We start from the raw sequence: 21,598 nt of genomic DNA, 5'->3' as shown, positions 1-21,598 counted from the left end.
ACTATGTATCAAGCTGCTGTATTTGGCAGTAAATATAGCATTAACGCCAAATAGCGTTAGCAGTATAAGGTGTTTTTGATAGACTATTTTAAGCTCAATTTTGGATAGGGTTTCTATCATCACTCTTTAACTGAAAAACAGTGAGATTTGGCAATGATGCTACCTAAGTAACAACAATATTTGAATAACAGTAATACCTAACAGCGATCAGCGATAAAATCTAAAAAGGATGGGCGGTAATGAGCGAGCAGTCACCAGAGCAAACAATGGATAATCTAAATCAAACCACTACAGGCGCTAGCGATATCGCAACTGAAAAAGAGTTTTTAGACAATATTCGCCAAAATATTGACGCAGTAGACTGTGAAATACAAACGTTAATCAATAACCGTGCAAAGCTGGCTCAGCAAGTGGCGATGGTCAAAAAAAATCATACTGCCGCTGATGACAGTAGCAATCCTATCTTTTATCGTCCTGAGCGTGAGGCGCAGGTATTAAAAGCAGTCATGGAACGCAATGCAGGTCCAATCGCTGATGAAAAAATGGCGCGCCTATTCCGTGAAATCATGTCAGTATGCTTGGATTTAGAAGCGCCGCAGCGTATTGCCTTTTTGGGCCCTATTGGTACCTTTACGCATGCCGCTGCGCTAAAGCACTTTGGTAAAGCAGCTGATACCGTACCAATGACTACCATTACAGATGTGTTTCGCGAAGTCGAAGCCGGTACAGCGATGTATGGCGTGGTCCCTGTTGAAAACTCTTCAGAAGGTGTCGTCAACCACACTCTAGATGGCTTCTTATCTTCTACCTTAAAGATCATTGGTGAAGTTGAGCTTCCAATCCATCAAAACTTCTTGGTTGCTGAACATACCAAAATTGACGGCTTAAGCCGTATTTATTCGCATCAGCAGTCGCTTGCTCAGTGCCGTCATTGGCTAGATGTCAACTTCCCTAATGTTGAACGTGTTGCCGTATCGAGCAATGGTGAAGCTGCTCGCCGTCTCAAAAACGAATGGCATTCAGCCGCGATTGCAGGTGACGTTGCTGCTGCAGAATACGATCTACACAAGCTTTACTCAAATATCGAAGACAATCCAAGTAATACCACGCGTTTCCTTATTATTGGTCATGAAGCGATTGCGCCATCTGGCCAAGACAAAACCTCAATCGTCGTTTCAGCTCATGATAAAGCAGGCGCACTGATCGAAATCTTGAAACCTCTGTCATATCACGGCGTCTCAATGACCAGCATTGAGACGCGTCCTGAGCGTCCTAATAAATGGGCCTACGTATTCTTTATCGACATGAATGGTCATGTTAATGATCCAAACGTTAGCGCCGCCATCAATGATATTCGTCCATTAGTCAAAGATTTACGCATATTGGGCTCATATCCAAAAGCTGTCCTATAGACGACTATAGGCTTACTCACAGGTATTCATACATAATAGATGGGTCTTAGCTTTTAGAAATATTATCCACGAAAAGCATTTACAGATAGCATCTAAGGATAAACCATGCAGACTACTCAATTGACCGCGTCATATCTATTGCCGTTAACACCAGCGTACGACAGTATTTTGGCATTGGCACCTTATCAAACAGGTAAGCCAATTGAGGAGCTGACACGTGAGTATGGTGTATCAGATGTGGTAAAGTTGGCTAGTAATGAAAACCCAATGGGATGCTCACCACGAGTGACGTTAGCAGTGACTGAGCAGCTAGGGCAGTTGTCGCGTTATCCTGATGGCAATGGTTACTATCTAAAGCAAGCGCTGGCTGACTTTAACGATGTCAGTGCCAATCAAATTACCTTGGGTAATGGTTCTGATGATTTGCTTGACATTCTAGCGCGTAGTTTTGTGGGTAAGGGCGATGCTATCGTCTATAGTCAGTATGCCTTTGTGGTATATTCGATGCTAGCGAAGATGCAAGGTGCGATAGATATCGAAGTGCCTGCTCAACGCTTTGGTCACAACCTAAAAGCCATGAGCCAAGCGGTGCAAGACAATCCGAACACCAAAATTGTCTTTATCGCCAATCCAAACAATCCAACGGGTACACAGCTAGAGCAAAAAGAGCTGCGCCAGTTTGTTGCCAGTGTGCCAAGCTCAGTCTTGGTAGTACTAGATGAAGCTTATATTGAGTATAGTCCTGAGAGTAATAATCGCGCGCTATTAGACGAGTTTGACAACGTCATTATTGTGCGCACTTTTTCCAAAGCCTATGGGCTGGCAGGTTTGCGCGTAGGTTATGCTCTAAGCTCGGTGGCAGTGGCGGATTTACTAAACCGCATTCGTCAGCCATTTAACGTTAGCCGTGTTGGTTTAGCCGCCGCTGCCGCTGCACTGGCTGATCAAGAATTTATCGAAAAAACTCGCCTAATAAATAACGAGCAAATGCGCTGGCTAGAAAAGCAGTTTGACGCGCTAGGACTGGGCTTTGTGAAGTCGCATGCCAATTTCATTATGGTCGAGGTACAGGTTGAGATGGAAGACATCACCGCTACTTCTATCCATCAAGCGCTACTTGAACAAGGCGTGATTGTCCGTCCGCTGGATGGTTATGGATTGCCTAACTGGCTGCGTATCACAGTAGGTGTGGCTGAAGACAATCTGCGTTTGATTGATACCTTACGCTCTATTTTGACTGAAGACTAAACGCATCCATAAGTGGATCTTAATTTAAAAACTGTTCTTAATTAGCCATTAAAATTTATAACACTAAGACTGGCTCTACCCATGTTTTAGTGTTTCCAACGAGAAAAGCCGTGAGTAGTCAGAAAAATAATAAACTTCAATCGTTTCTAAATACTACGCCGCCTATATTTAAACAAGTTTGTGTGATTGGACTTGGGCTGATTGGTGCCAGTTTTGCTCAAGCCATTAAAGATAATGGCTTAAGTGAGCGACTGGTAGCAGTCGATAGACATGCGCCAAGTATTACAGAAGCTATTGAGCATGGTCTACTAGATGCAGGTAGTGAAAATCTAAAGGACGTCATTGATGGTAGTGATTTGATTATCATTGCAGTTCCAGTCCAAGCGGTCCAAACAGTGTTTGTGGATATCAAACAAGCGATGGATAACGGACAGCTTGCCAGTGATTGCATCATGACGGATGTCTGTAGTACTAAGGTCAATATCATTGATGCTGCTAAAGCGGTGTTCGGCTCGCTGCCGACAGGATTAGTGCCAGCGCATCCAATTGCTGGGGCTGAAAATTCAGGGTATCATGCTCGCCGCGCCAGTTTATTTGTTAATCATAGCGTTATTATCTGTGAATTACCGGCAACCAGTTCAACTTCTATTGCGAAGTTGCGATTGTTGTGGGAATCAGTAGGCGCAAATGTCATGTCAATGGATGCTGAGCACCATGATCGTATATTGGCGCATACCAGTCACTTGCCACATCTGCTGGCCTTTAATTTGGTTGAGCAATTGGCAAGCCATGATGACAATTTAGATATGTTTCGTTATGCCGCTGGTGGGTTTCGCGATTTTACGCGTATCGCCGCCAGTGACCCTAAAATGTGGCATGATATATTTTTTGCCAACCAAAGCGCGATTGTCAGCGCCCTTGATGAGTATGGTGTCTATTTACAAACAATGCGCCAGCTTATTATTGATAAAGATTCAACTGCCCTGATGGGACTTTTGGGCCGCGCGCAAGCCGCACGGCGACATTTCGGCCATATGTTAGCCAGCACCCCTTATACGGATACCTCTGCCATGTCAGCTTCTTATAATATTACCCCTAGCAATACTGTTTCTGGCACCATCGCGATTCCTGGTGACAAATCTATCTCGCATCGCAGCATTATGCTCGGCAGTCTTGCCACAGGCGTGACAAACGTTACTGGGTTTTTGGAAGGAGAAGATGCGTTAGCGACGCTGCAGGCATTCCGTGATATGGGTGTGACTATCGAAGGTCCTGATAATGGTAAGTTAACCATTCATGGTGTCGGAATGAACGGTCTTAAACCTAGCAAAACACCTTTATACATGGGTAATTCTGGCACCAGTATGCGTCTGCTATCTGGGATCTTGGCGGCACAATCATTTGATAGCGTGTTGACAGGTGATACGAGCTTAAATAAGCGCCCGATGGAGCGTGTTGCTGCACCGCTACGATCGATGGGTGCGGTTATACAGAGTACTGGTCATAGTGGTACGGCACCGCTTAGCATCACTGGTCGTGATACAGCTGGCAAGCCATTACAAGGCACTGAATATGATATGCCAGTTGCTTCAGCTCAAGTAAAGTCTTGCTTACTACTAGCAGGACTGTGGAGCGAGGGGACAACAACCGTCACACAGCCTGAGGTCAGCCGTGACCACACCGAGCGTATGTTATCGGCCTTTGGTTATCCAGTAACCGTAGAAGGCAACCGTATCAGTGTCACTGGTGGCGGTACATTGACAGGCGGCGATATCGCTGTCCCTGCTGATATTTCATCTGCAGCGTTTTTTATGGCAGCAGCAGCCATCAGTCAAAATAGTGAGCTGACCTTGACGCAAGTAGGTATCAATCCTACGCGTACTGGTGTTATTGACATTTTGAAGCTGATGCAAGCGGATATTAGCCTAAGCAATGAGACGCATGTGGGCGGCGAACCAGTTGCTGATATTACGATTCGCAGCTCAAACCTAGTCGGTATTGAGATACCAGAGTATCTCGTACCACTGGCAATCGATGAGTTTCCTGTGCTATTCATCGCGGCTAGTTGTGCGAAAGGCCGTACAGTGTTAACTGGTGCCAAGGAGTTGCGTGTTAAAGAATCAGACCGTATTGCTGTGATGGCGGAAGGGTTGCATACGCTTGGTATTGATTGTACTGTTACTGATGATGGTTTGATTATTGAAGGCAAAGGCGCTGCTACTGAGAATGGCGACATAAATAATAGTCAGCCTGTATTTGGTGGCGGTCATATTATCTCGCATCATGATCATCGTATTGCGATGAGCTTCTCTGTAGCCAGTCTGCGTGCGTCTAAGCAAATCACTATCGAAGGGGTTGAAACGGTTAATACTAGCTTCCCAGGATTTGCTGAACTTGCTAATCAAATCGGTATGTCTATTCAAGTGGATGCTGGTGCTGAATAAGTCACTAATCCACCATTAACGCTCAAAGATTTAATCTAACATTGTTAGCAATGTACTCGTGTCACTATTGGCATGAGTACATTGCTTTTTACCTTATAATCTCACTGTAGTAACCCTGCACTCTCACTATTCAATCGACAATAATAATCAGAATTAGGTGAGAGTGCGCTTTGCTCTAACACGTTGTATTGTATTATGACCACCCAAAATGTTGTCAAAAAACCCGTAGTTCCCATCAAAACGACGAGAAGCGGTATTATTACTGCACTTATCGCTTTCTGTATTTGGGGCGCTTTTCCTCTTTATTTCAAGCAATTGGCTGCTTATAACGCGACAGAAGTTATCGGTCATCGTATTATTTGGACGTTTGCGTGTTTGCTCATCGTAGTAGTCGCGACCAAACGCTGGCAATGGATAAATACGCTGAAGCAGAATCCAAGATGGATCGCATTAACTTTTATATCAGGTATTATCATTGCGACTAACTGGCTTACTTACGTATGGGCGGTCAATCATGACCGTATCCTTGAGGCAAGTTTGGGCTACTTTATTGGCCCGCTCGTTGGTGTTGCACTATCGATGATTTTGTTCAAAGAGCGATTGCGACGCTTGCAGTGGGTCGCAATCGGTTTTGCACTGTTATCTGTGGTCATTCAAGTGGTGATGATAGGTAGTCTACCGTGGTTATCGCTTGTGCTAGCCTTTAGTTTCAGTACTTATGGTACGATTCAGCGCCAAACGCCGCTCACACCTGTTGATGCGATGTTTGTCGAAACTACCATGCTCGTTCCTATCTTTCTTTGGTGGTTTTGGCAATCGGATGTGGTCAGTAGCCAGTTGAGCTTTTGGTTTAGCTCAAATATTTGGCTACTTATGATTGCAGGCCCAATTACGCTAATACCGCTTTTGTTATTTAATAAGTCTACTAAGCTCGTTGCTTATAGTATTCTGAGCTTTATGAACTATCTGACGCCGACATTTATTTTCTTCTTGGCAGTATTTTATTATAAAGAACCATTTGACTTACATCGTTTGGCAGTCTTTGGCCTGATTTGGCTAGGTCTGCTATTATTCAGTATTGACTTATGGCGACATCGTCCGAGTAAAGTGTTGAAGGCGGCGCGCCAACGTGAAGAAGCTCTACAGTCGGTTAAATAAACATTAGAAATGTGAATAAAAAATTAGCAAACAAGGATGAAAGCATGCTTCATACTCAATCTGACGTAGTTTTTATAAAAGGTCTAAAAGTTGATGCAGTGATAGGGGTGTTTGATTGGGAGCGAGCCATTACTCAGCCGTTACTCATAGACATCGCGCTGGAGACGGACATCAGCGCTGCTGCTATATCAGATGATGTCAGCGATGCACTGAGCTACAAAGAAGTCTGCGATGATGTGAGTAAGTGGTGCAAAGAGATACAAGCAAAGCTGCTTGAGCATTTAGCTGGTCAGGTCATTGACAAAATTTTTGCAAAATATGCCTGTCAAAAAATCACTTTAAGCGTTGCTAAGCCTACTGCCATTGCTCAAGCCGATGCAGTAGGAGTGCAAATAACGCGCTATGCGCCAGCATCAACCAACGAGCTAGCTGCCAAAGAAGCTAATGATAGCCAAGCTAATGATGCATAAAATATCAGTTGAGTCAGATTTGGGAACACTGACACAATGCGCACCTGAGACTGTGCAAACGCAGCCTGTGGTAGAGGTTGTATTAGCGCTAGGTAGCAATTATCAAGCCGAAAAATATTTACCGCTTGCTCGCAAGAGCTTGGCAGCGTTAGGTAGTATACGATTGTCTACAGCGTTTCAAAATCCCGACTTTACGGCGACCATGGTACAGCCAAAGCCTGACTATACCAATCAGTGTGTCCATTTAACACTGAACACCCCAATGAGCCTACAGCAACTACAGCAAACATTTAAAACCCTTGAAGGGGACTGTAATAGATGTCGACAGACTGAGCCGAATCAAGTGAGACGAGTGACGATGGATGTTGATATTCTGATGATTAGGTTGGTCAATATGGAAAATAGCCTAAGCAAAAAGTTCATATCCAAACTAATATCTGATTGGATAATAATGGCAGATCGTTATCCGTTTAAAGCGCACGAGGAAGCAGGAGTCGAAGAGCTGACTGAATCTAATTCTTTGGCATTTAAATGATATTTAAGCGAAAGTTAAGCAATAGGTGGATAGTTAATAAAGTTGTTTATTTTAACCGATATTTTTGTGGTAGATAAAACTAAGGGAAATACAATATATTGTACTTCTCTTAGTTTTGTTTTTTTTACTAAAATTCTAGTACTTACTTTTGCTCGCTATCTTCCTCATTCATATCAGCACGACCAATCACATCCAAATCCTCTAGACAAAGTTTATCGTATTCCTTTTTGCAAAAATTAGGATCAATATCGCACATCGCTGACTGCAATTGATCGAGGCGATTCTCTGATTGCTGAATGTGTTCGAGCATTTTAGAAAAGGCTTCTGCGACAGGATCTTGTGAATAAGGGTCGATACCGTAAGCACGGAAGGTATTGGTGCGTTTTGTAGTAGAGGTAGTATTCTTGTTCTGATCTTTATTCTCGCCAGCGTGGTCAACTTTCTCTTGTTGCTTAGTGTCTTGTACTTTTGTCGCGATTGGATTGCCTTTTTCATCGTGATAATCTGAGATCATGCGTGCCGCATTACCGACCATCGTAGCACCGGCTGGCACAGGTTTGACCACTACGGCATTTGAGCCGATTTTAGCATTTTTACCGACCGTGAATGGCCCTAGTACTTTTGCACCAGCACCAACTGTCACACCGTCTTCTAGCGTTGGATGACGTTTGCCATTATTCCAAGACACACCGCCTAAAGTGACACCGTGATATAAGGTAACATCGTTACCAATTTCAGCGGTCTCACCGATAACGACGCCGACACCATGATCGATAAAAAAGCGCTTACCAATCTTAGCCGCAGGATGAATCTCGATACCTGTCATGATACGTGAGCCGTAAGAGACCACGCGAGCGGCTAGTTTTTGTTCATTGTTCCAAAGACAGTGCGCACCGCGATGCAAAACAAGCGCATGAATGCCTGGATAAGTTAGGACGACTTCTAGACTATTACGTGCCGCAGGATCTCGGGTAAATACTGCATCAATATCTTCTTTCAAATCGTTCTTAATAGTAATAAGTGATTTGAATAATTTGGATGGCAATGACATAAAGCGTCCTATTTATTCGTCGGTAGAGTGTCGTTGCGAAAACAGCGATACCTATAATCTATAGTCGTAAAATTTAGATAATCAGGAATATATATTTTCGCTAAGCTTCTGCAAGTTATAACAGCTTTATACGGCAAAATATAGTAAAAAGCTGTCAAACAAACTATTACTTATTTCAGTCTTTTAATAGTTTTGCAATCAAAGCGCTTAATAGCTGATATTCTTTTTGATCAAGCTGTAGGCGTGACCCAAGTCTGGACAAGCGTGATGGCAATGATTTTAGATGTTCGCTATTTGCTAAACCTCGCTGTACCATAAGGTCAGTAGTACGCTGAGTCAGCTGTTGCAGCTGCTGCTGATTAATAGCAGGCTCATCCCATTGCTGACGCAAATTCACATTGATTGTCGATTGGACGTCTGTGCTTGTATCCGAATCTAAACTATCCACTGTCTGAGTATGTGTTTGAACATAAGCAAAGATAAAGCTAGCGATGACTTGCACGGCTGATGCAACATTTAATACAGGGTAAGCAGGATTGGCATCGATTTGAATATGATAATCGGCATAAGCCAATTCTTCATTGGTCAATCCACGGTCTTCACGTCCAAATAAGATAGCGATATTTGGTTTGTTAGAAGTAACGGCAGATGAGTTATCAACATTACCATCGTCTGTACTTAAAGCCGTCTGTGCATCGATAAAGTCAAACATAATCTTAGCGGCTTGCGTAGGTGTTACGACAGGGCGAGGTAAGTGACGGCTTCGACTGCTGGCGGCAAATACCAATTGACAGTCTGAGATAGCAGCCTCTAAAGTCGGTGTAATTAAAGCGGACGATAACAGATCATTGCCACCTGCTGCATGAGACACACTGGTTTCATCAATCGGTAATTTGGGGTCGACAACTGTCAAACGTGATAAACCCATCGTATGCATCGCACGGGCAGCTGAACCAATATTAGCGGGCAAAGTCGTATTGACCATGACCACTTGCAGGCAATCAAGGTAGTCGCTTGCGGTGTGGGCATGTGATGATACTGCTAATGAAGCGTCGTTATTCATTATTGTCCCAGTCTTTGATTGATTTCTTGTTCAGCACGGTGTAATGCAATGGCAATCTCTTCGATAAGAACGGCTTGCTCATCGATACGGCGCTCACGGCAATACTCTTGTAACTGACTGCTAAGACGAACTAATTGAGTCGCACCCAAGTTGGCGCTAGCACCTTTTAAAGCATGAGCAGTTTCAAAGCCATTGGCATTATCGTCTTTTTGATGGGCAACTCGTAGCGCTGAAACTCTTTGCTGACTATCAGTGAAATACACTTGTATCAAATCAACAAAGTCCTCTTCAAGCAGGTCACGCATGTCCTCGAACTGTTCATGATTGATAATTTCTTCATCAGTTTGTCCGAGCGTATTATTATTTGTCGTGTTATCCATGGTGGTTGTCCAATTTATAAAAGTTAAAGCAATAAGATTACTATAATGAATTTTTAAAACGTAATGTACGTCTTAGCTGTAATGGAAATGTAAGTTCTCTTCACTAACCAAAGTTTTTAATGCCTGCAGGTTGTCATCATTTGGGTAAACGCGCCAGTGCTCAGACAGTCCGACATTTGCGATACCGTAGACCTCATAAATGCTGATTCCAAGTGGCAGACAATTATCATTGATAGAGGCGTCAGTATTACTTAGAGCATTATTAGCATAGCTGGCTGACATGCCATTTTGATTGGCTGCGTCATGGTTCATGTCGCTCTCTAACGCCAGTAAATCATTGCCGTTTTCATCATACAAGCTGCCACCCATTGCAGGGTCGTAGGTATTGTTACCGTTGCTACCTTGCTCGTCTTGCTCTTGGTTATAGGCCAGACGCGGCTCGGGAATGATGTCAGCTTGGGCCGATTTGAGTAGGGGTTGTAGTCGTGTGAGCAAATTAATATCACTACCGTGAACTTTGATACTGATTTTTTTGAGCCAACGTAATCTGGCATCTACCATGCTCATAGCACTATCAAGACGTGCGAACAAACGCCCGTCACGCTCTCGTATACTGCCTTTGATGATGACGACTTCATCGATTTTTAATTGCTCTTTGACACGATTAAAGCGCTCAGCATAGCAACTAACCTCGAGTCTTGATGTGCCATCATCCAAAGTAATCACGTTGCGATTACCAAAGTTGGCAATATCTATGATAAGCCCTGAGAAATAGCAGCTGCCGTTATAGCCAGTATCAGTTAACTTGTCGAGACGTGCACCAGAGGTGTAACGTTTCAATTCATCCAAATACTCATTGATTGGATGTCCCGTTAAGTACAACCCTAATGTGTTTTTTTCAGCTTTTAGGCGGTGTTTATCACCCCAAATGAGCTCTGGCGTCATGACCAACGGCGGTGCTGCGACCACACCATCCATTTCACCAAACAAATCCATCATACCGATTTCGCGGTTTTGACGGTCTTGTTCAGCGGCTTGTACCGCGCTTGGCAATTGACTCATCAACGCGCCGCGAATCTCGTAAGCCTCATCAGCCGGCAAGTCAGGGCGTAGCGTGGCGGCAAAATCATCAAAACAGCCTGCGCTGACCAGTGCTTCAAGCGTGCGTTTATTGACTTTTTTGATATCAACGCGGCGGCAGAAGTCATATAAGTCTTTAAACGGTCCTTCGCGTCGGCGTGCATCGACGATAGATTCTACCGCACCTTCACCCACGCCCTTGATAGCGCCAAGACCATAGATGATATTGGTCGGAGTATCGGCGACGAAATGCCATTCACTGCGATTGACCGAAGGATTGACGACGGTTAGCCCAAAGTTTTCACGGCAGTCATTGATAAAGAACACGACGTTGTCGGTGTTGTTCATATCAGAGGTTAAGACCGCCGCCATAAATTCGGCAGGGTAGTACTGTTTTAGATAAGCCGTTTGATAAGCCAATACGCCATAAGCCGCAGAATGTGAGCGGTTAAAACCATAACCTGCAAATTTCTCCATCAAGTCAAACACGCCGCCTGATGTGACTTCATCAATACCTTGTGAGGTTGCACCAGTGACAAAAATATCGCGCTGCTTTGCCATCTCTTCAGGTTTCTTTTTACCCATAGCGCGGCGTAGCATGTCAGCACCGCCCAAACTATAGCCTGCCATCACCTGTGAGATTTGCATGACCTGTTCTTGATAGACAATAACGCCATTGGTGTTTTCTAAAATCGGCTCAAGATTAGGGTGGTCATAGATGACTTCTTCGCGACCATGCTTACGGTCAATATACATCTCTACCATGCCTGCATCGAGTGGGCCGGGACGATACAGCGCACACATGGCGATGACGTCCTCGATATTGGTTGGTTGCAGTTTGGCAAGATACTTTTTCATGCCCATACTTTCTAGCTGAAAAACGGCAGTGGTTTTGGCGTCTTGTAGTAGCTTATAGGCTTTGCTGTCATCTAATGGCAAGTCTTCTAAAACTAAGGCAGGTACGTTTTCTTTTGCACGGCGTAAATTGATGTTTTCAACAGCAGCATCAATGACGGTTAAGTTACGTAGACCCAAAAAGTCAAACTTTACCAAGCCAACTGCTTCGACATCATCTTTATCAAACTGGCTGACACGGTGACCTTCGTCATCACAATAAATAGCGCTAAAGTCCGTGATTTTGTGCGGCGCAATCAATACGCCGCCTGCATGCTTGCCGACATTTCGGCAAACGCCTTCAAGTTTAATCGCCATCTCCCAAATCTCAATGGCATCTTCATAATCCATATTATCAGGATTAGAGATCAAGTCTTTGAGCTGAGGTTCCTGCTCAAGTGCTTGGCTCAAGGTAATACCAGGGGTTTTTGGAATTAACTTAGATATTTTATTGGCCAAAAAGTACGATTTGCTTTGTACGCGCGCTACATCTCGCACGACCGCTTTCGCTGCCATGGTACCAAAGGTGATAATCTGTGATACAGCATCACGGCCATAGGTTTGCGCGACATAATCAATGACACGATCACGACCTTCAATACAAAAGTCGATATCGAAATCGGGCATGGATACCCGCTCTGGATTCAAGAAGCGCTCGAATAACAGGTCGTAATGAATCGGATCAAGATCGGTGATGTTTAGCGCGTATGCAACCAATGAACCCGCACCAGAACCACGTCCAGGTCCAACAGGCACACCGTTGGCTTTTGCCCAGCGGATGAAGTCCATAACGATTAGGAAGTAACCCGGAAAGCCCATGGATAAAATAATATCCAACTCATACTCTAGGCGCTCATCGTATCTTTGGCGAAAATCGCTCCAGTTATCAGTACGTGATTCCACTGGAAAGAGCTTATCTAAGCGATGTTCAAGACCGCGCTGCGACTCTGCGCGAAAGAACGTCTCAATCGTTTCGCCTTCAGGCACAGGAAAATCAGGTAGGACATTAATACCGAGCGTCAAAGTCACATTGCAGCGGGTTGCCAAGCGCAAGGTGTTGTCAATGACTTGCGGGATATCAGAAAATAGCTGGGCCATTTGTTCTTGAGTTTTTAGATATTGCTCATCTGAGTAAGTCTGCGGACGGTTCGGGTCAGCAAGGACATAAGAGCCCGCAATACAAACACGGGCTTCATGGGCATCAAAGTCATCTTGCTCTAAGAAACGCACATCGTTATGCGCAATGATAGGAATGTTATGTTTGGCACCTGAATGAATAGCTGCTCTAATAAAAGCATCTTCGCCTGAACGATTGGTACGCTTAATCGCAAAGTACAAGCGGTCGTCAAACTTTGCTTGCCATTCTGTGAGTAGTTCATCGGCTTTTTCTGGCATCGAGCCGACCAATGCTTGACCCACGTCTGACTTCTCCGTGAGTAGCACAATCACACCTGCAGCATGCTCTAAGATATGATGACGCTTGATAACTGGCGTACCATGATTGGCAGGGTCAGCGCGGCCTTCGGTAAACCCAAGCGATACGATACGGGTAATGTTTTGATACCCTTCGTTATTCATTGCAAGTAGGGTGAGGCGTGTGTCCTCACTATCCATGATGACGTCACTACCAATAATAGGTTTGATGCCAGCACCTAAGCAGGCACGATAAAACTTCACCGTGGCATATAAGTTGGACAAATCGGTCAATGCCAACGCGCGCTGATTATCAGCTGCAGCCGCTTTTACCAGCGGCTTGATACGTACGATAGAATCGGTGATGGAATATTCGCTGTGAATACCAAGGTGTACAAATGCCATAGAAGACTCTTACTGGTACGATCAAAAGAACAAGCTACCGATAAAATAATTGATTATTATCAATCAATTATACTGATATCTAGCGGCGGATAAGACCTCGATAGCCATATTGATACGTTTTAAATGGGGTCGTCAATAATAGCATTATTTGCCGCAGACAGCCACTGGTTCAAAGGGTTTAATCTAAGTGAGTTAAGTCATCATCTCATGCGAATTAGGTTATAGATAACGTCAAAAAGCCCTCAATACAACAAAGTATAGAGGGCTATGTTATTGATAATTAAAGTCAGTTTATTTAGTAACCAACAACCGCTGCATCGACAATGCGGGGGTCAGAAGACCCATAAATACCATTTGGTGTGAGCATGATAGATTGTGTGGAGCCCATCGCAGATTTTGGACTGACGGTATGACCCATCGATTCGAGCTTTTTCACTGTGTCTATATTCAGTGCTTTTTCCACTCGAATTTCATCAGGTAGCCATTGATCGTGAATACGCGGCGCATGTGTTGCCTCAGCGATATTCATATCATGGTCGATGACGTTGGAGATGATTTGAGTGACGGTCGTGATGATACGGCTACCACCTGGGCTACCAGTGACGATATAGGGTTTGCTGTCTTTGAATACAAACGTTGGACTCATAGAGGATAGTGGGCGCTTATTGGCTTCCACAGCATTGGCATCGCCACCAAGCAAACCATAGCCATTGGGTACGCCGGGTTTGGCAGAGAAATCATCCATTTCATTATTAAGCAAAATGCCTGTACCATCCGCAACGAGGCCTGTGCCATAAGAGAAGTTCAACGTATAAGTATTAGCTATGGCATTGCCTTCTTTATCGACAATAGAGAAGTGCGTGGTTTGATCACTCTCGTACGGCAGAGGATTGTTCGCTTTGATAGTTGCTGCTGGCGTGGCTTTGCTGGGGTTAATCAATGTACGCAGTTTATCCGCATAGGCTTGTGACGTTAAGCCGCTGTCAGGCACGTTAATAAAGTCAGAATCACCTAAATATTCAGCACGATCTGCATACGCCAATTGCATCGCTTCCGCCATTAAATGAATAGTCTGTGCGCTGTTTTGACCGTAGTCTTTGAGCGGATAGCCTTCTAAAATATTTAAAATCTGCACGATGTGAATACCACCAGAAGAGGGCGGCGGCATAGAGACAATCTCATAGCCACGATAGTCACCTTTGACAGGTTTGCGAGCGATGGCATCGTAATCGGCTAAGTCTTGCAGGCTCATGCTACCGCCTGCTTCATTGACTGCTTTGACCAGCTTTTGAGCCGTTTCACCCTTATAAAACCCATCAGCCCCTTGTGCGGCAATTAGTTTTAGCGAATGCGCAAGCTCAGGTTGTTTTAAACGTTCGCCTGGCTGATAGGCACTGCCGTCTGGTTTAAAAAACACTTTTTTGGTACTTGGCCATTTCTGCAAGCGATCGCTCAACGCAGTGAGTGACTCTGACAAGCCAGCGGTGACTTCTATACCGTCTTCAGCCAGTGCTATCGCTGGTGCCATGACTTGCTCGCGGCTCATCGTACCATGCTCTTCTAATGCTTTTAGGAGTCCTGCTACCGTCCCTGGCACACCAACGGCTAAGCCATGATAACGAGATAAATCGCTAACAGCATTGCCTTCTTTATCAAGGTACATATCGCGTGAGGCGCTACTTGGTGCTTTTTCACGGTAATCAAGCGCCACCGTTTTTCCTTGCTTGGCATCATAAATCATCATAAAACCGCCACCACCGATATTACCCGCACGCGGCAAGGTTACAGCTAGGGCAAAACCCACCGCAACGCCAGCATCCACTGCATTACCACCGTCCTTTAGAATCTGCAGGCCGATGTCGGATGCCAGCGCTTCTTGGGTAGCGACCATGCCGTTCTTTGCCCAAACTGGATGATGAATAGCATCTTCAGAGTAAATAGCTTGGTCGCTATTAGCAATATTGGCGGTATTAGCATTGTTCGATGCGGTGCTAAGTGTATCGGTCTTCGCTCGCGTGATGCGCTTGGTTTCAGACAGTACCGTTGGACTATCAGCCATAATGGCCAAGTTTATTGCACTGGTATTAATGGCTGTGTTATTGACCGTCGCGTTACTTGTTGAGTCTGATGGCTCTACAGCGTGTGCGGATATAGATAGCAACAGCGTACTGGTAATGAGTAATACACTAGATTTGAATAGAGTATTAATTTTTGGTTTACGTTGCTGAGCGGTTCGACGGTGGCGGTATAATAACTGTGACATCGCAAAGTCCTTTTTACGCGAGTGGAAAGAATAGAGCTAAGAAGTAGGTAAGCCTAAATAGTAACGAAAATATGAAATAGTAGAAAGTTGTTTATTATCTTTTGTGGTGTACGCTTTTATAGCGCTTAGCTTTATCAGCTATATTTCAAATATACGAAGCGAATCATAAGATAGCTTTTGTATAGATAGCATTATCTATAAATAAAGAGGTTCTTTAAAAATATTCGCTAATATTACTAAATAGTAACGTCTTGTGATATAAATAACGGTACTAATGTACACTCATTGCCGACAGTCTATTTATACAAAGAGATTCCTATGTCATCACACCATATTAATAACTGCAATCGACAGCGCCACTCTGAGACTACGCTTGCTGATTTGTCTGATCATAACCATAAAAACAATAATATTAAAAACAACAATGGTTACCTATGTCAAACTGGTAAATTGACGTCTATTGCTTTGCTGGTTGGTAGTGCGTCGCTTGTGCTTGCAGGTTGCCAATCAACTCCAGCCAGCTCGTCCTCAAGTTCTAGTACCATGATAGACTTTAGTGTTGCAGATGCCGCACAGAATCAAGGTCAAGCCTTTACTGCCAGTCAAAACGCACAGGCCGCGCGTTATGAGAAATTGTTTGATCAAGAAAAATACCCAAATACTGAAAATCAAGCCAAATCACACCTGCTTGCAGCCGTTCGTCAGCACTTAGCCACCGAGCATGTCGCAGTCGCCACAGCCAATTATCGCTCAGCACCATTTATCGATACCGATAGTATCGATGCAGGCTCGAGTAGTTTGCTTAGAACGATTATAGAGACCTATGCATATCAGCCTGAAAGTGCATATAGTAGAAGTGATGATGAGCCATACAATGATGACTATAACGATTATGATGAGGGCTCGATAGAGTCTGACTATCCTAGTGACTATGATAAGTCTAGAACAGAATCTGAAGCAGAAAGAAGAGCTATTGCTGCTATATTGGCTGAAGCAGGAGAGAATGAGCCTACGAGCAGTGATGCCACCAGTGATAACGAGTACGCATACGATATAGCAGATTATGATAGTGATGACTATAGTAGCGATGATTACAGTAGTGATGACTATGATGAGTACAGCAGAAATTCTGAAGGTATGCTCTCAGGGATGTCGGATTTAAGTCCAAAGACAATGGCTGAAAAATATGAAGCCATGCAAATGGCAAAACAGCAAGCTAAGACAGAGCCAGTAAATCGTGGCAGCCTACCAATGTCACCTAAAGGCATGGTTAGCAATATACTGGATATGTTCCACCGTACGCCTGAGCAGATAGCCGCAAAAAATGCTTATCAGTATGAGCATTTAACATTTAATAGTGTCAGTCAATACCGTCCGAAGCAGCGCCAAATACAAAGTGTCTATAGCTACGACTATGCCACACCAACGATTAGCTCATCAATACAGATACCGTTAGCATTTGATTTTAATAATAGCAATGTCGTCGTTGATCCATCGGCCATCATGCCGATCGTTGCGTTCGTTTATCCTGAGAATACGCCATTACCATCACAGATGGCTTCACATACGGTGAGCTTTGGTTTGCCTGACAGCGTCACGGCACAGTTGCCACCAGCTGTACTCTACGATGCGGTGATTAACGCTATACAGAGCAGCATGGCTGAGCTCGCGCCTGAGCATTTTAGCGCAGTCGATATCAGTAGTGATGCATTTGCTAAAGAAGTCGGTGCGACCCGAGCAGTGAAAGTGTATTTTGGTAGTCAACAAAGCGGTGAAATGATCGGAAAGACGCTCAAGTATGTCACGAAATCACTGCAAGAATATGTAGATGCCAATCCAGAAAAATATCCAGATGGTGCTGCATTGAAGAAGGCACTTGCTAAAGTACAGTTATACAATAAAGGCTATCAAAGTGCGGATGTTGGTTCGCTATTGCAACTTATCGAAGCTATCGGTCCTATCTCATTTAATCAAGTTAACTACTATTACTTAGACAGCTCAGATCGACTGCTTGCCAAGCAGCAACGTGCCAATATAGGTGGTGATTTGATGGGGTCGACCACAACTGTGCTAAACCAAGTGCGTTACGACAAAGCCAGCTTCAATCATAATGCCTTGACACCATTGCTTACAGAGTCTTTTGGTCCAGACGCTACGCCTCCTATTGATGGCAATGCATGGATAGCAACGCAGCGCGCACAAAAAGACAGATTACAAACGGCTCGTTATGCACGCTACGACTATCAAGATAGCGGTGTCGAGGACGCTTATGACAGTGATGAGTATAGTAATGATGAGTATGGCAACGCTAATGACAATAGCGCAGATGCTGTCGATGAGAACCAAGTTGACGATGCTCAAAATGATATGACTGAAAAATAGAAATCGAAAGACATCATCTCATTGCATTTACGCTCATACCTATTAAGGATAAAAAATGAAAACAGTACATCATGCCATTGCACAACGTCTGCCGTTGAAGAATAAAAGCAATCTGCTGATAACCAGCGCATTTTTGACAGGGGCACTGTTGTTAACAGGTTGCCAGTCTACCAACTTGGGCCAATCTAACGCAGTAGCTGTAAAACAAGTACCTAGCGTTGCTAAAAAAACATTAGAGACAGCACTACAAAAACAGCGTCGTCAATCCCTTAGCTACCATGGCAATCTTGAAATTGTTAATAATCAACAATTTATAGATGCTGATACTAGTACTGAGAAAATGGCGGCTTCAGACTATGTGGGCGAACACTGCGAAGAAGCACATGACCAAGCGTATGCTGCTTTAGTTCTGCAAGCCGAACAGCAAAACAAAGATATTCTAGCGGCAGATTATGATACTAAGCGTGACAGTATAAAGAAGTCGTATCTTGAATGCGCAGATGCCTATCAAGCATGGGATGACCATCAATACGATAGCGATGTAAAAGTAGCACCAGATTATCAAGCGTTATTCGATAATTATGAGGATACACAAAGACCGCTAGATAAAAAGAAGGCACAGTTATTAGATGAGTATTTATTAAAGCCGCTTTCTATCGATTCTCAAGGTATCTACCAACCGATGGCAGGCAAGGCTACGATGCTCGCTAGTGCGCAGTATCAAGCACGCAACCATCACAGCAGTATCAATCAGCCTATTTATATAGACTTTAAAAACGGCGATATTTATCTCTGGGCAGATAATTTTGCGATTCTAAACTCAGAATTATTAGACGATAAGCTCGGTACAAAATGGCAAAACAAGTGGTTAAAAATAGCTATTGACGATGGTACGTTGCCTAAAGGGTTTGGTGGTGAGGTGATAAAAAGTCACTTTGCAGCGTTAGATGCAACTTATGACGCGGCCCCTGTTAGCCAGTTTAATTATGTTGCCCCTAGCTCACTTGCGTCATTGTCTCCAAAACTGCCCGCGCACCAGCTATCGGCTATGCTACCAAGCGCTCAAATCATCCGCCGAGTACAAAGCTTTGAGGATTATCAAGCGTCGCAACAGAAATATATGCAGATTTTCTACAGTCGGATCAGTGCACAATATCCAGAGCTGGTACAAGAATCGGAACCGATGACAGCGTTTGAGTCGATTCAAAATCCAAAGGCATTTACCAGTAAGTCTGTTGTGCAAAAAATACTGGCTATGATAAAAGGCCAAATGAATGAAGAAGCAACGACAGGTGAGACCGTTGCCAATACAGAAGTACAGGAACTGTATGGGTTTGACAAACGTGGTCAACTAAAATGGGAGCACTTACGTCGTCAGTTAGATAATACTAGCGAAGCGAACAACAAAGAAGGTATGAGAATAGATGTGTTACAGCAGTATTCCGCTATTAGCACTAAAGACCTGGTATTCCCCAATCTGCCAAGTGATGTGCAGACGCCTAACGCTAGCAATAGTATTGATTTACGAAAGTATGCTCCAGAGCTGCTGCAGTATTACCAAGATGGAAATGGCACGGGAGTAGGTAAAATGGTATTTAACATGTTGCCGATGGTTAGAGAGAGTTTTGGTTCGGTTGAATAACCGACCAATCTATTGAGTTACATATTTATTAAATCACATAGGTTTAAGTCAAAAAAAGCGCACCGTTTACACGATGCGCTTTTTCTATTAGTAGAGTGACAGGTAGTAAAGCAATAGGCTTGATAAATAAAGGTTACGACCAATCAGCCTATAGAGGACAATCTACATACCTTGCATGTCTTTCATGCCTTGATGCTGTTTGCCATGGCCTTTACGATCTTTTGAATGTTTGCGACCTTTTTCTTGTTTTTCTGATTTTATCTGTTCCATCTTCGCACGTTGCTCAGCGGTCAATACTTGAGCGATGGCATGTTGTGTCTGTACACGCTCGATAAAGCGCTGTTTTTCTTTTGCTGCTTGTTGATCAGCCAAACGGTTCAAAGCAGCAGTATTCAAAGTACTGGCACTGGTTAGCGCTTTTATCTGCTGACCCATTTGCGCGCGTTCTGCTTGATGCTTTGCACGATTAGCAGTGTGATTGCTACGTTTGTCTTGCATGATGGCTTTGATTTGCGCTTGCTGTGTCGCTGTCAGATCCAGTTTTGACATCGGGCCTTTCATCGCGCCATCTTTGTGATTCTTTTGCATTTGCGCCGTTGGTGATGTATCAGTAGTTGCGTTAACGCTGGTGCAAGCAGTCACTGTCAATATGCTAGAAGCTGCTAATACTGAGCCTAATAGTAATTTTTTCATCATAATATCCTTGATTCTATTGAGTTTGATTTAATAAACACTAAATTTTTATCTAGCAAGTATCATCTGCTGAACGTTATCGCTCGTTACGATCAGTCATCTTAGATATGCACTACTTGCAGTTGATAGAAGTATATTACGACAGTTGAAGGTTACGAACATTTATGAAGTATTAAGAAAAGTAACGTTTTCGGTAAATTGACAAGTGCTTGCCTGATAATGTGGTTAACTACAGTCTACTAATAATAAGATATTATTACGTCGATTTGTTGACCACATCACAGCGTCACTTGTATACGGTTTTCTTATATTATGATTGCTATACATCAATTGGGCTGAATAGAGATAAATAAAAATTAAAGGAGCAAAGCATGCCAAACATTCTGATAGGTGATGACGATGAAGAGCTAACCCAGTTATTGCAAGAGTATTTGGACAATCACGGCATTCGTTGCGACTGCGTGCATGATGGCGCAGCAGTCATACAACGACTCAAAGCATTGGCACACGAAGATACGGTCTATGATTTACTCGTGCTCGATATTATGATGCCGAAACTGGATGGGCTGAGTGTCCTGCGTCAATTACCAAACATCATCGATATTCCTGTCATTATGCTGACGGCAAAAGGGGAAGAGATTGACCGTATCATTGGTCTAGAGCTTGGTGCTGATGACTATATCACCAAACCTTGTAACCCTAGAGAGCTGCTGGCGCGTATCAATGCAGTGATTAAACGGACTAATACGACCGCATCAGAGCATACTCCATTGCCAGAGAGTCGTTTGCATCTTGATCAAAACCAACGTGCCTGTCAGATAGATGGGGTGCCGTTACAAGTTACTGGTACTGAGTTTGATCTGCTCGTGGCCTTACTCAGACAGAAAGGGGAGGTGGTGAGTAAGGCATGGCTGTCAGAAAATGTCTTGCAGCGTGAGTTGCAGCCATTTGATCGTAGCCTTGATGTGCATGTATCTCGCTTACGCAAAAAACTTCAATCTTTTCACGATGAGCCAATAAAAGCGGTGCGCGGAAAAGGTTATCAACTGGTACTGTAATGACGAA

The 21,598-nt window shown here is 43.9% G+C and carries 15 protein-coding genes; 9 read left to right on the top strand and 6 right to left on the bottom strand.

Translation table 11 applies throughout. The features are described 5' to 3' along the window. The first annotated feature begins 239 nt into the window (after positions 1-239). The 6 genes from pheA (at position 240) to ACT3QN_RS06475 (ending at position 7,267) form a co-directional block, all read left to right on the top strand. Complete coding sequence (gene pheA, locus ACT3QN_RS06500; RefSeq protein ID WP_444522091.1) at positions 240-1,412, top strand: prephenate dehydratase; 1,173 nt, start codon at positions 240-242, stop codon at positions 1,410-1,412. A 105-nt stretch (positions 1,413-1,517) separates the two neighbouring features. Beyond that, a complete protein-coding gene (gene hisC / locus ACT3QN_RS06495; protein ID WP_444522092.1) occupies positions 1,518-2,660 on the top strand; it encodes a histidinol-phosphate transaminase in 1,143 nt (380 codons plus the stop codon). Between the two features lie 110 nt (positions 2,661-2,770). Then, a complete protein-coding gene (locus ACT3QN_RS06490; RefSeq protein WP_444522093.1) occupies positions 2,771-5,104 on the top strand; it encodes a bifunctional prephenate dehydrogenase/3-phosphoshikimate 1-carboxyvinyltransferase in 2,334 nt (777 codons plus the stop codon). Between the two features lie 195 nt (positions 5,105-5,299). Further along, positions 5,300-6,262 carry an EamA family transporter RarD gene (rarD, locus tag ACT3QN_RS06485; RefSeq protein WP_444522094.1) on the top strand — a complete coding sequence of 321 codons (963 nt, stop codon included), beginning with the start codon at positions 5,300-5,302 and terminating at the stop codon, positions 6,260-6,262. A gap of 44 nt (positions 6,263-6,306) precedes the next feature. Beyond that, positions 6,307-6,732 (top strand): dihydroneopterin aldolase, encoded by a 426-nt coding sequence (folB, locus tag ACT3QN_RS06480; protein ID WP_444522095.1) that lies wholly within the window; start codon positions 6,307-6,309, stop codon positions 6,730-6,732. Then, positions 6,722-7,267 carry a 2-amino-4-hydroxy-6-hydroxymethyldihydropteridine diphosphokinase gene (locus tag ACT3QN_RS06475; RefSeq protein WP_444522096.1) on the top strand — a complete coding sequence of 182 codons (546 nt, stop codon included), beginning with the start codon at positions 6,722-6,724 and terminating at the stop codon, positions 7,265-7,267. The genes folB and ACT3QN_RS06475 overlap by 11 nt, the downstream gene beginning before the upstream one ends. A 142-nt stretch (positions 7,268-7,409) precedes the next feature. On the opposite strand, the gene cysE is transcribed toward ACT3QN_RS06475, so the two are convergent. The 5 genes from cysE to ggt form a co-directional block, all read right to left on the bottom strand. Beyond that, positions 7,410-8,279 (bottom strand): serine O-acetyltransferase, encoded by an 870-nt coding sequence (gene cysE / locus ACT3QN_RS06470; RefSeq protein WP_444522138.1) that lies wholly within the window; start codon positions 8,277-8,279, stop codon positions 7,410-7,412. Positions 8,280-8,493: 214 nt separating this feature from the next. Then, positions 8,494-9,381 carry an RNA methyltransferase gene (locus tag ACT3QN_RS06465; RefSeq protein WP_444522097.1) on the bottom strand — a complete coding sequence of 296 codons (888 nt, stop codon included), beginning with the start codon at positions 9,379-9,381 and terminating at the stop codon, positions 8,494-8,496. Beyond that, complete coding sequence (locus tag ACT3QN_RS06460; RefSeq protein ID WP_444522098.1) at positions 9,381-9,761, bottom strand: Hpt domain-containing protein; 381 nt, start codon at positions 9,759-9,761, stop codon at positions 9,381-9,383. The genes ACT3QN_RS06465 and ACT3QN_RS06460 overlap by 1 nt, the downstream gene beginning before the upstream one ends. A gap of 72 nt (positions 9,762-9,833) precedes the next feature. Further along, positions 9,834-13,553 carry a DNA polymerase III subunit alpha gene (gene dnaE / locus ACT3QN_RS06455; RefSeq protein WP_444522099.1) on the bottom strand — a complete coding sequence of 1,240 codons (3,720 nt, stop codon included), beginning with the start codon at positions 13,551-13,553 and terminating at the stop codon, positions 9,834-9,836. A gap of 295 nt (positions 13,554-13,848) precedes the next feature. Next, the gene (ggt, locus tag ACT3QN_RS06450) at positions 13,849-15,816 is read right to left on the bottom strand and encodes a gamma-glutamyltransferase (RefSeq protein ID WP_444522100.1); all 1,968 of its coding nucleotides are present in this window, start codon (positions 15,814-15,816) and stop codon (positions 13,849-13,851) included. Positions 15,817-16,134: 318 nt separating this feature from the next. Between ggt and ACT3QN_RS06445 the strand changes: the two genes are divergently transcribed. Together ACT3QN_RS06445 and ACT3QN_RS06440 are read left to right on the top strand one after the other, a co-directional pair. Then, positions 16,135-18,198, top strand: a complete 2,064-nt coding sequence (locus ACT3QN_RS06445) for a hypothetical protein (protein ID WP_444522101.1) — start codon at positions 16,135-16,137, stop codon at positions 18,196-18,198. Positions 18,199-18,253: 55 nt separating this feature from the next. Next, on the top strand, positions 18,254-19,840 hold the full coding sequence (locus ACT3QN_RS06440; RefSeq protein WP_444522102.1) for a hypothetical protein: 1,587 nt from the start codon (positions 18,254-18,256) through the stop codon (positions 19,838-19,840). Positions 19,841-20,002: 162 nt separating this feature from the next. Here ACT3QN_RS06440 and ACT3QN_RS06435 read toward each other — a convergent pair whose 3' ends face one another. Beyond that, entirely contained in the window at positions 20,003-20,536 is a 534-nt protein-coding gene (locus tag ACT3QN_RS06435; RefSeq protein WP_444522103.1) for a Spy/CpxP family protein refolding chaperone, read from the bottom strand. A 368-nt stretch (positions 20,537-20,904) separates the two neighbouring features. Between ACT3QN_RS06435 and ACT3QN_RS06430 the strand changes: the two genes are divergently transcribed. Then, on the top strand, positions 20,905-21,591 hold the full coding sequence (locus ACT3QN_RS06430) for a response regulator transcription factor (protein WP_444522104.1): 687 nt from the start codon (positions 20,905-20,907) through the stop codon (positions 21,589-21,591). Positions 21,592-21,598 lie beyond the last annotated feature (7 nt).

Source organism: Psychrobacter sp. AOP7-C1-14 (assembly GCF_052376135.1).
Lineage (GTDB): Bacteria > Pseudomonadota > Gammaproteobacteria > Pseudomonadales > Moraxellaceae > Psychrobacter.
This window is presented reverse-complemented; position numbering and strand designations above follow the sequence as displayed.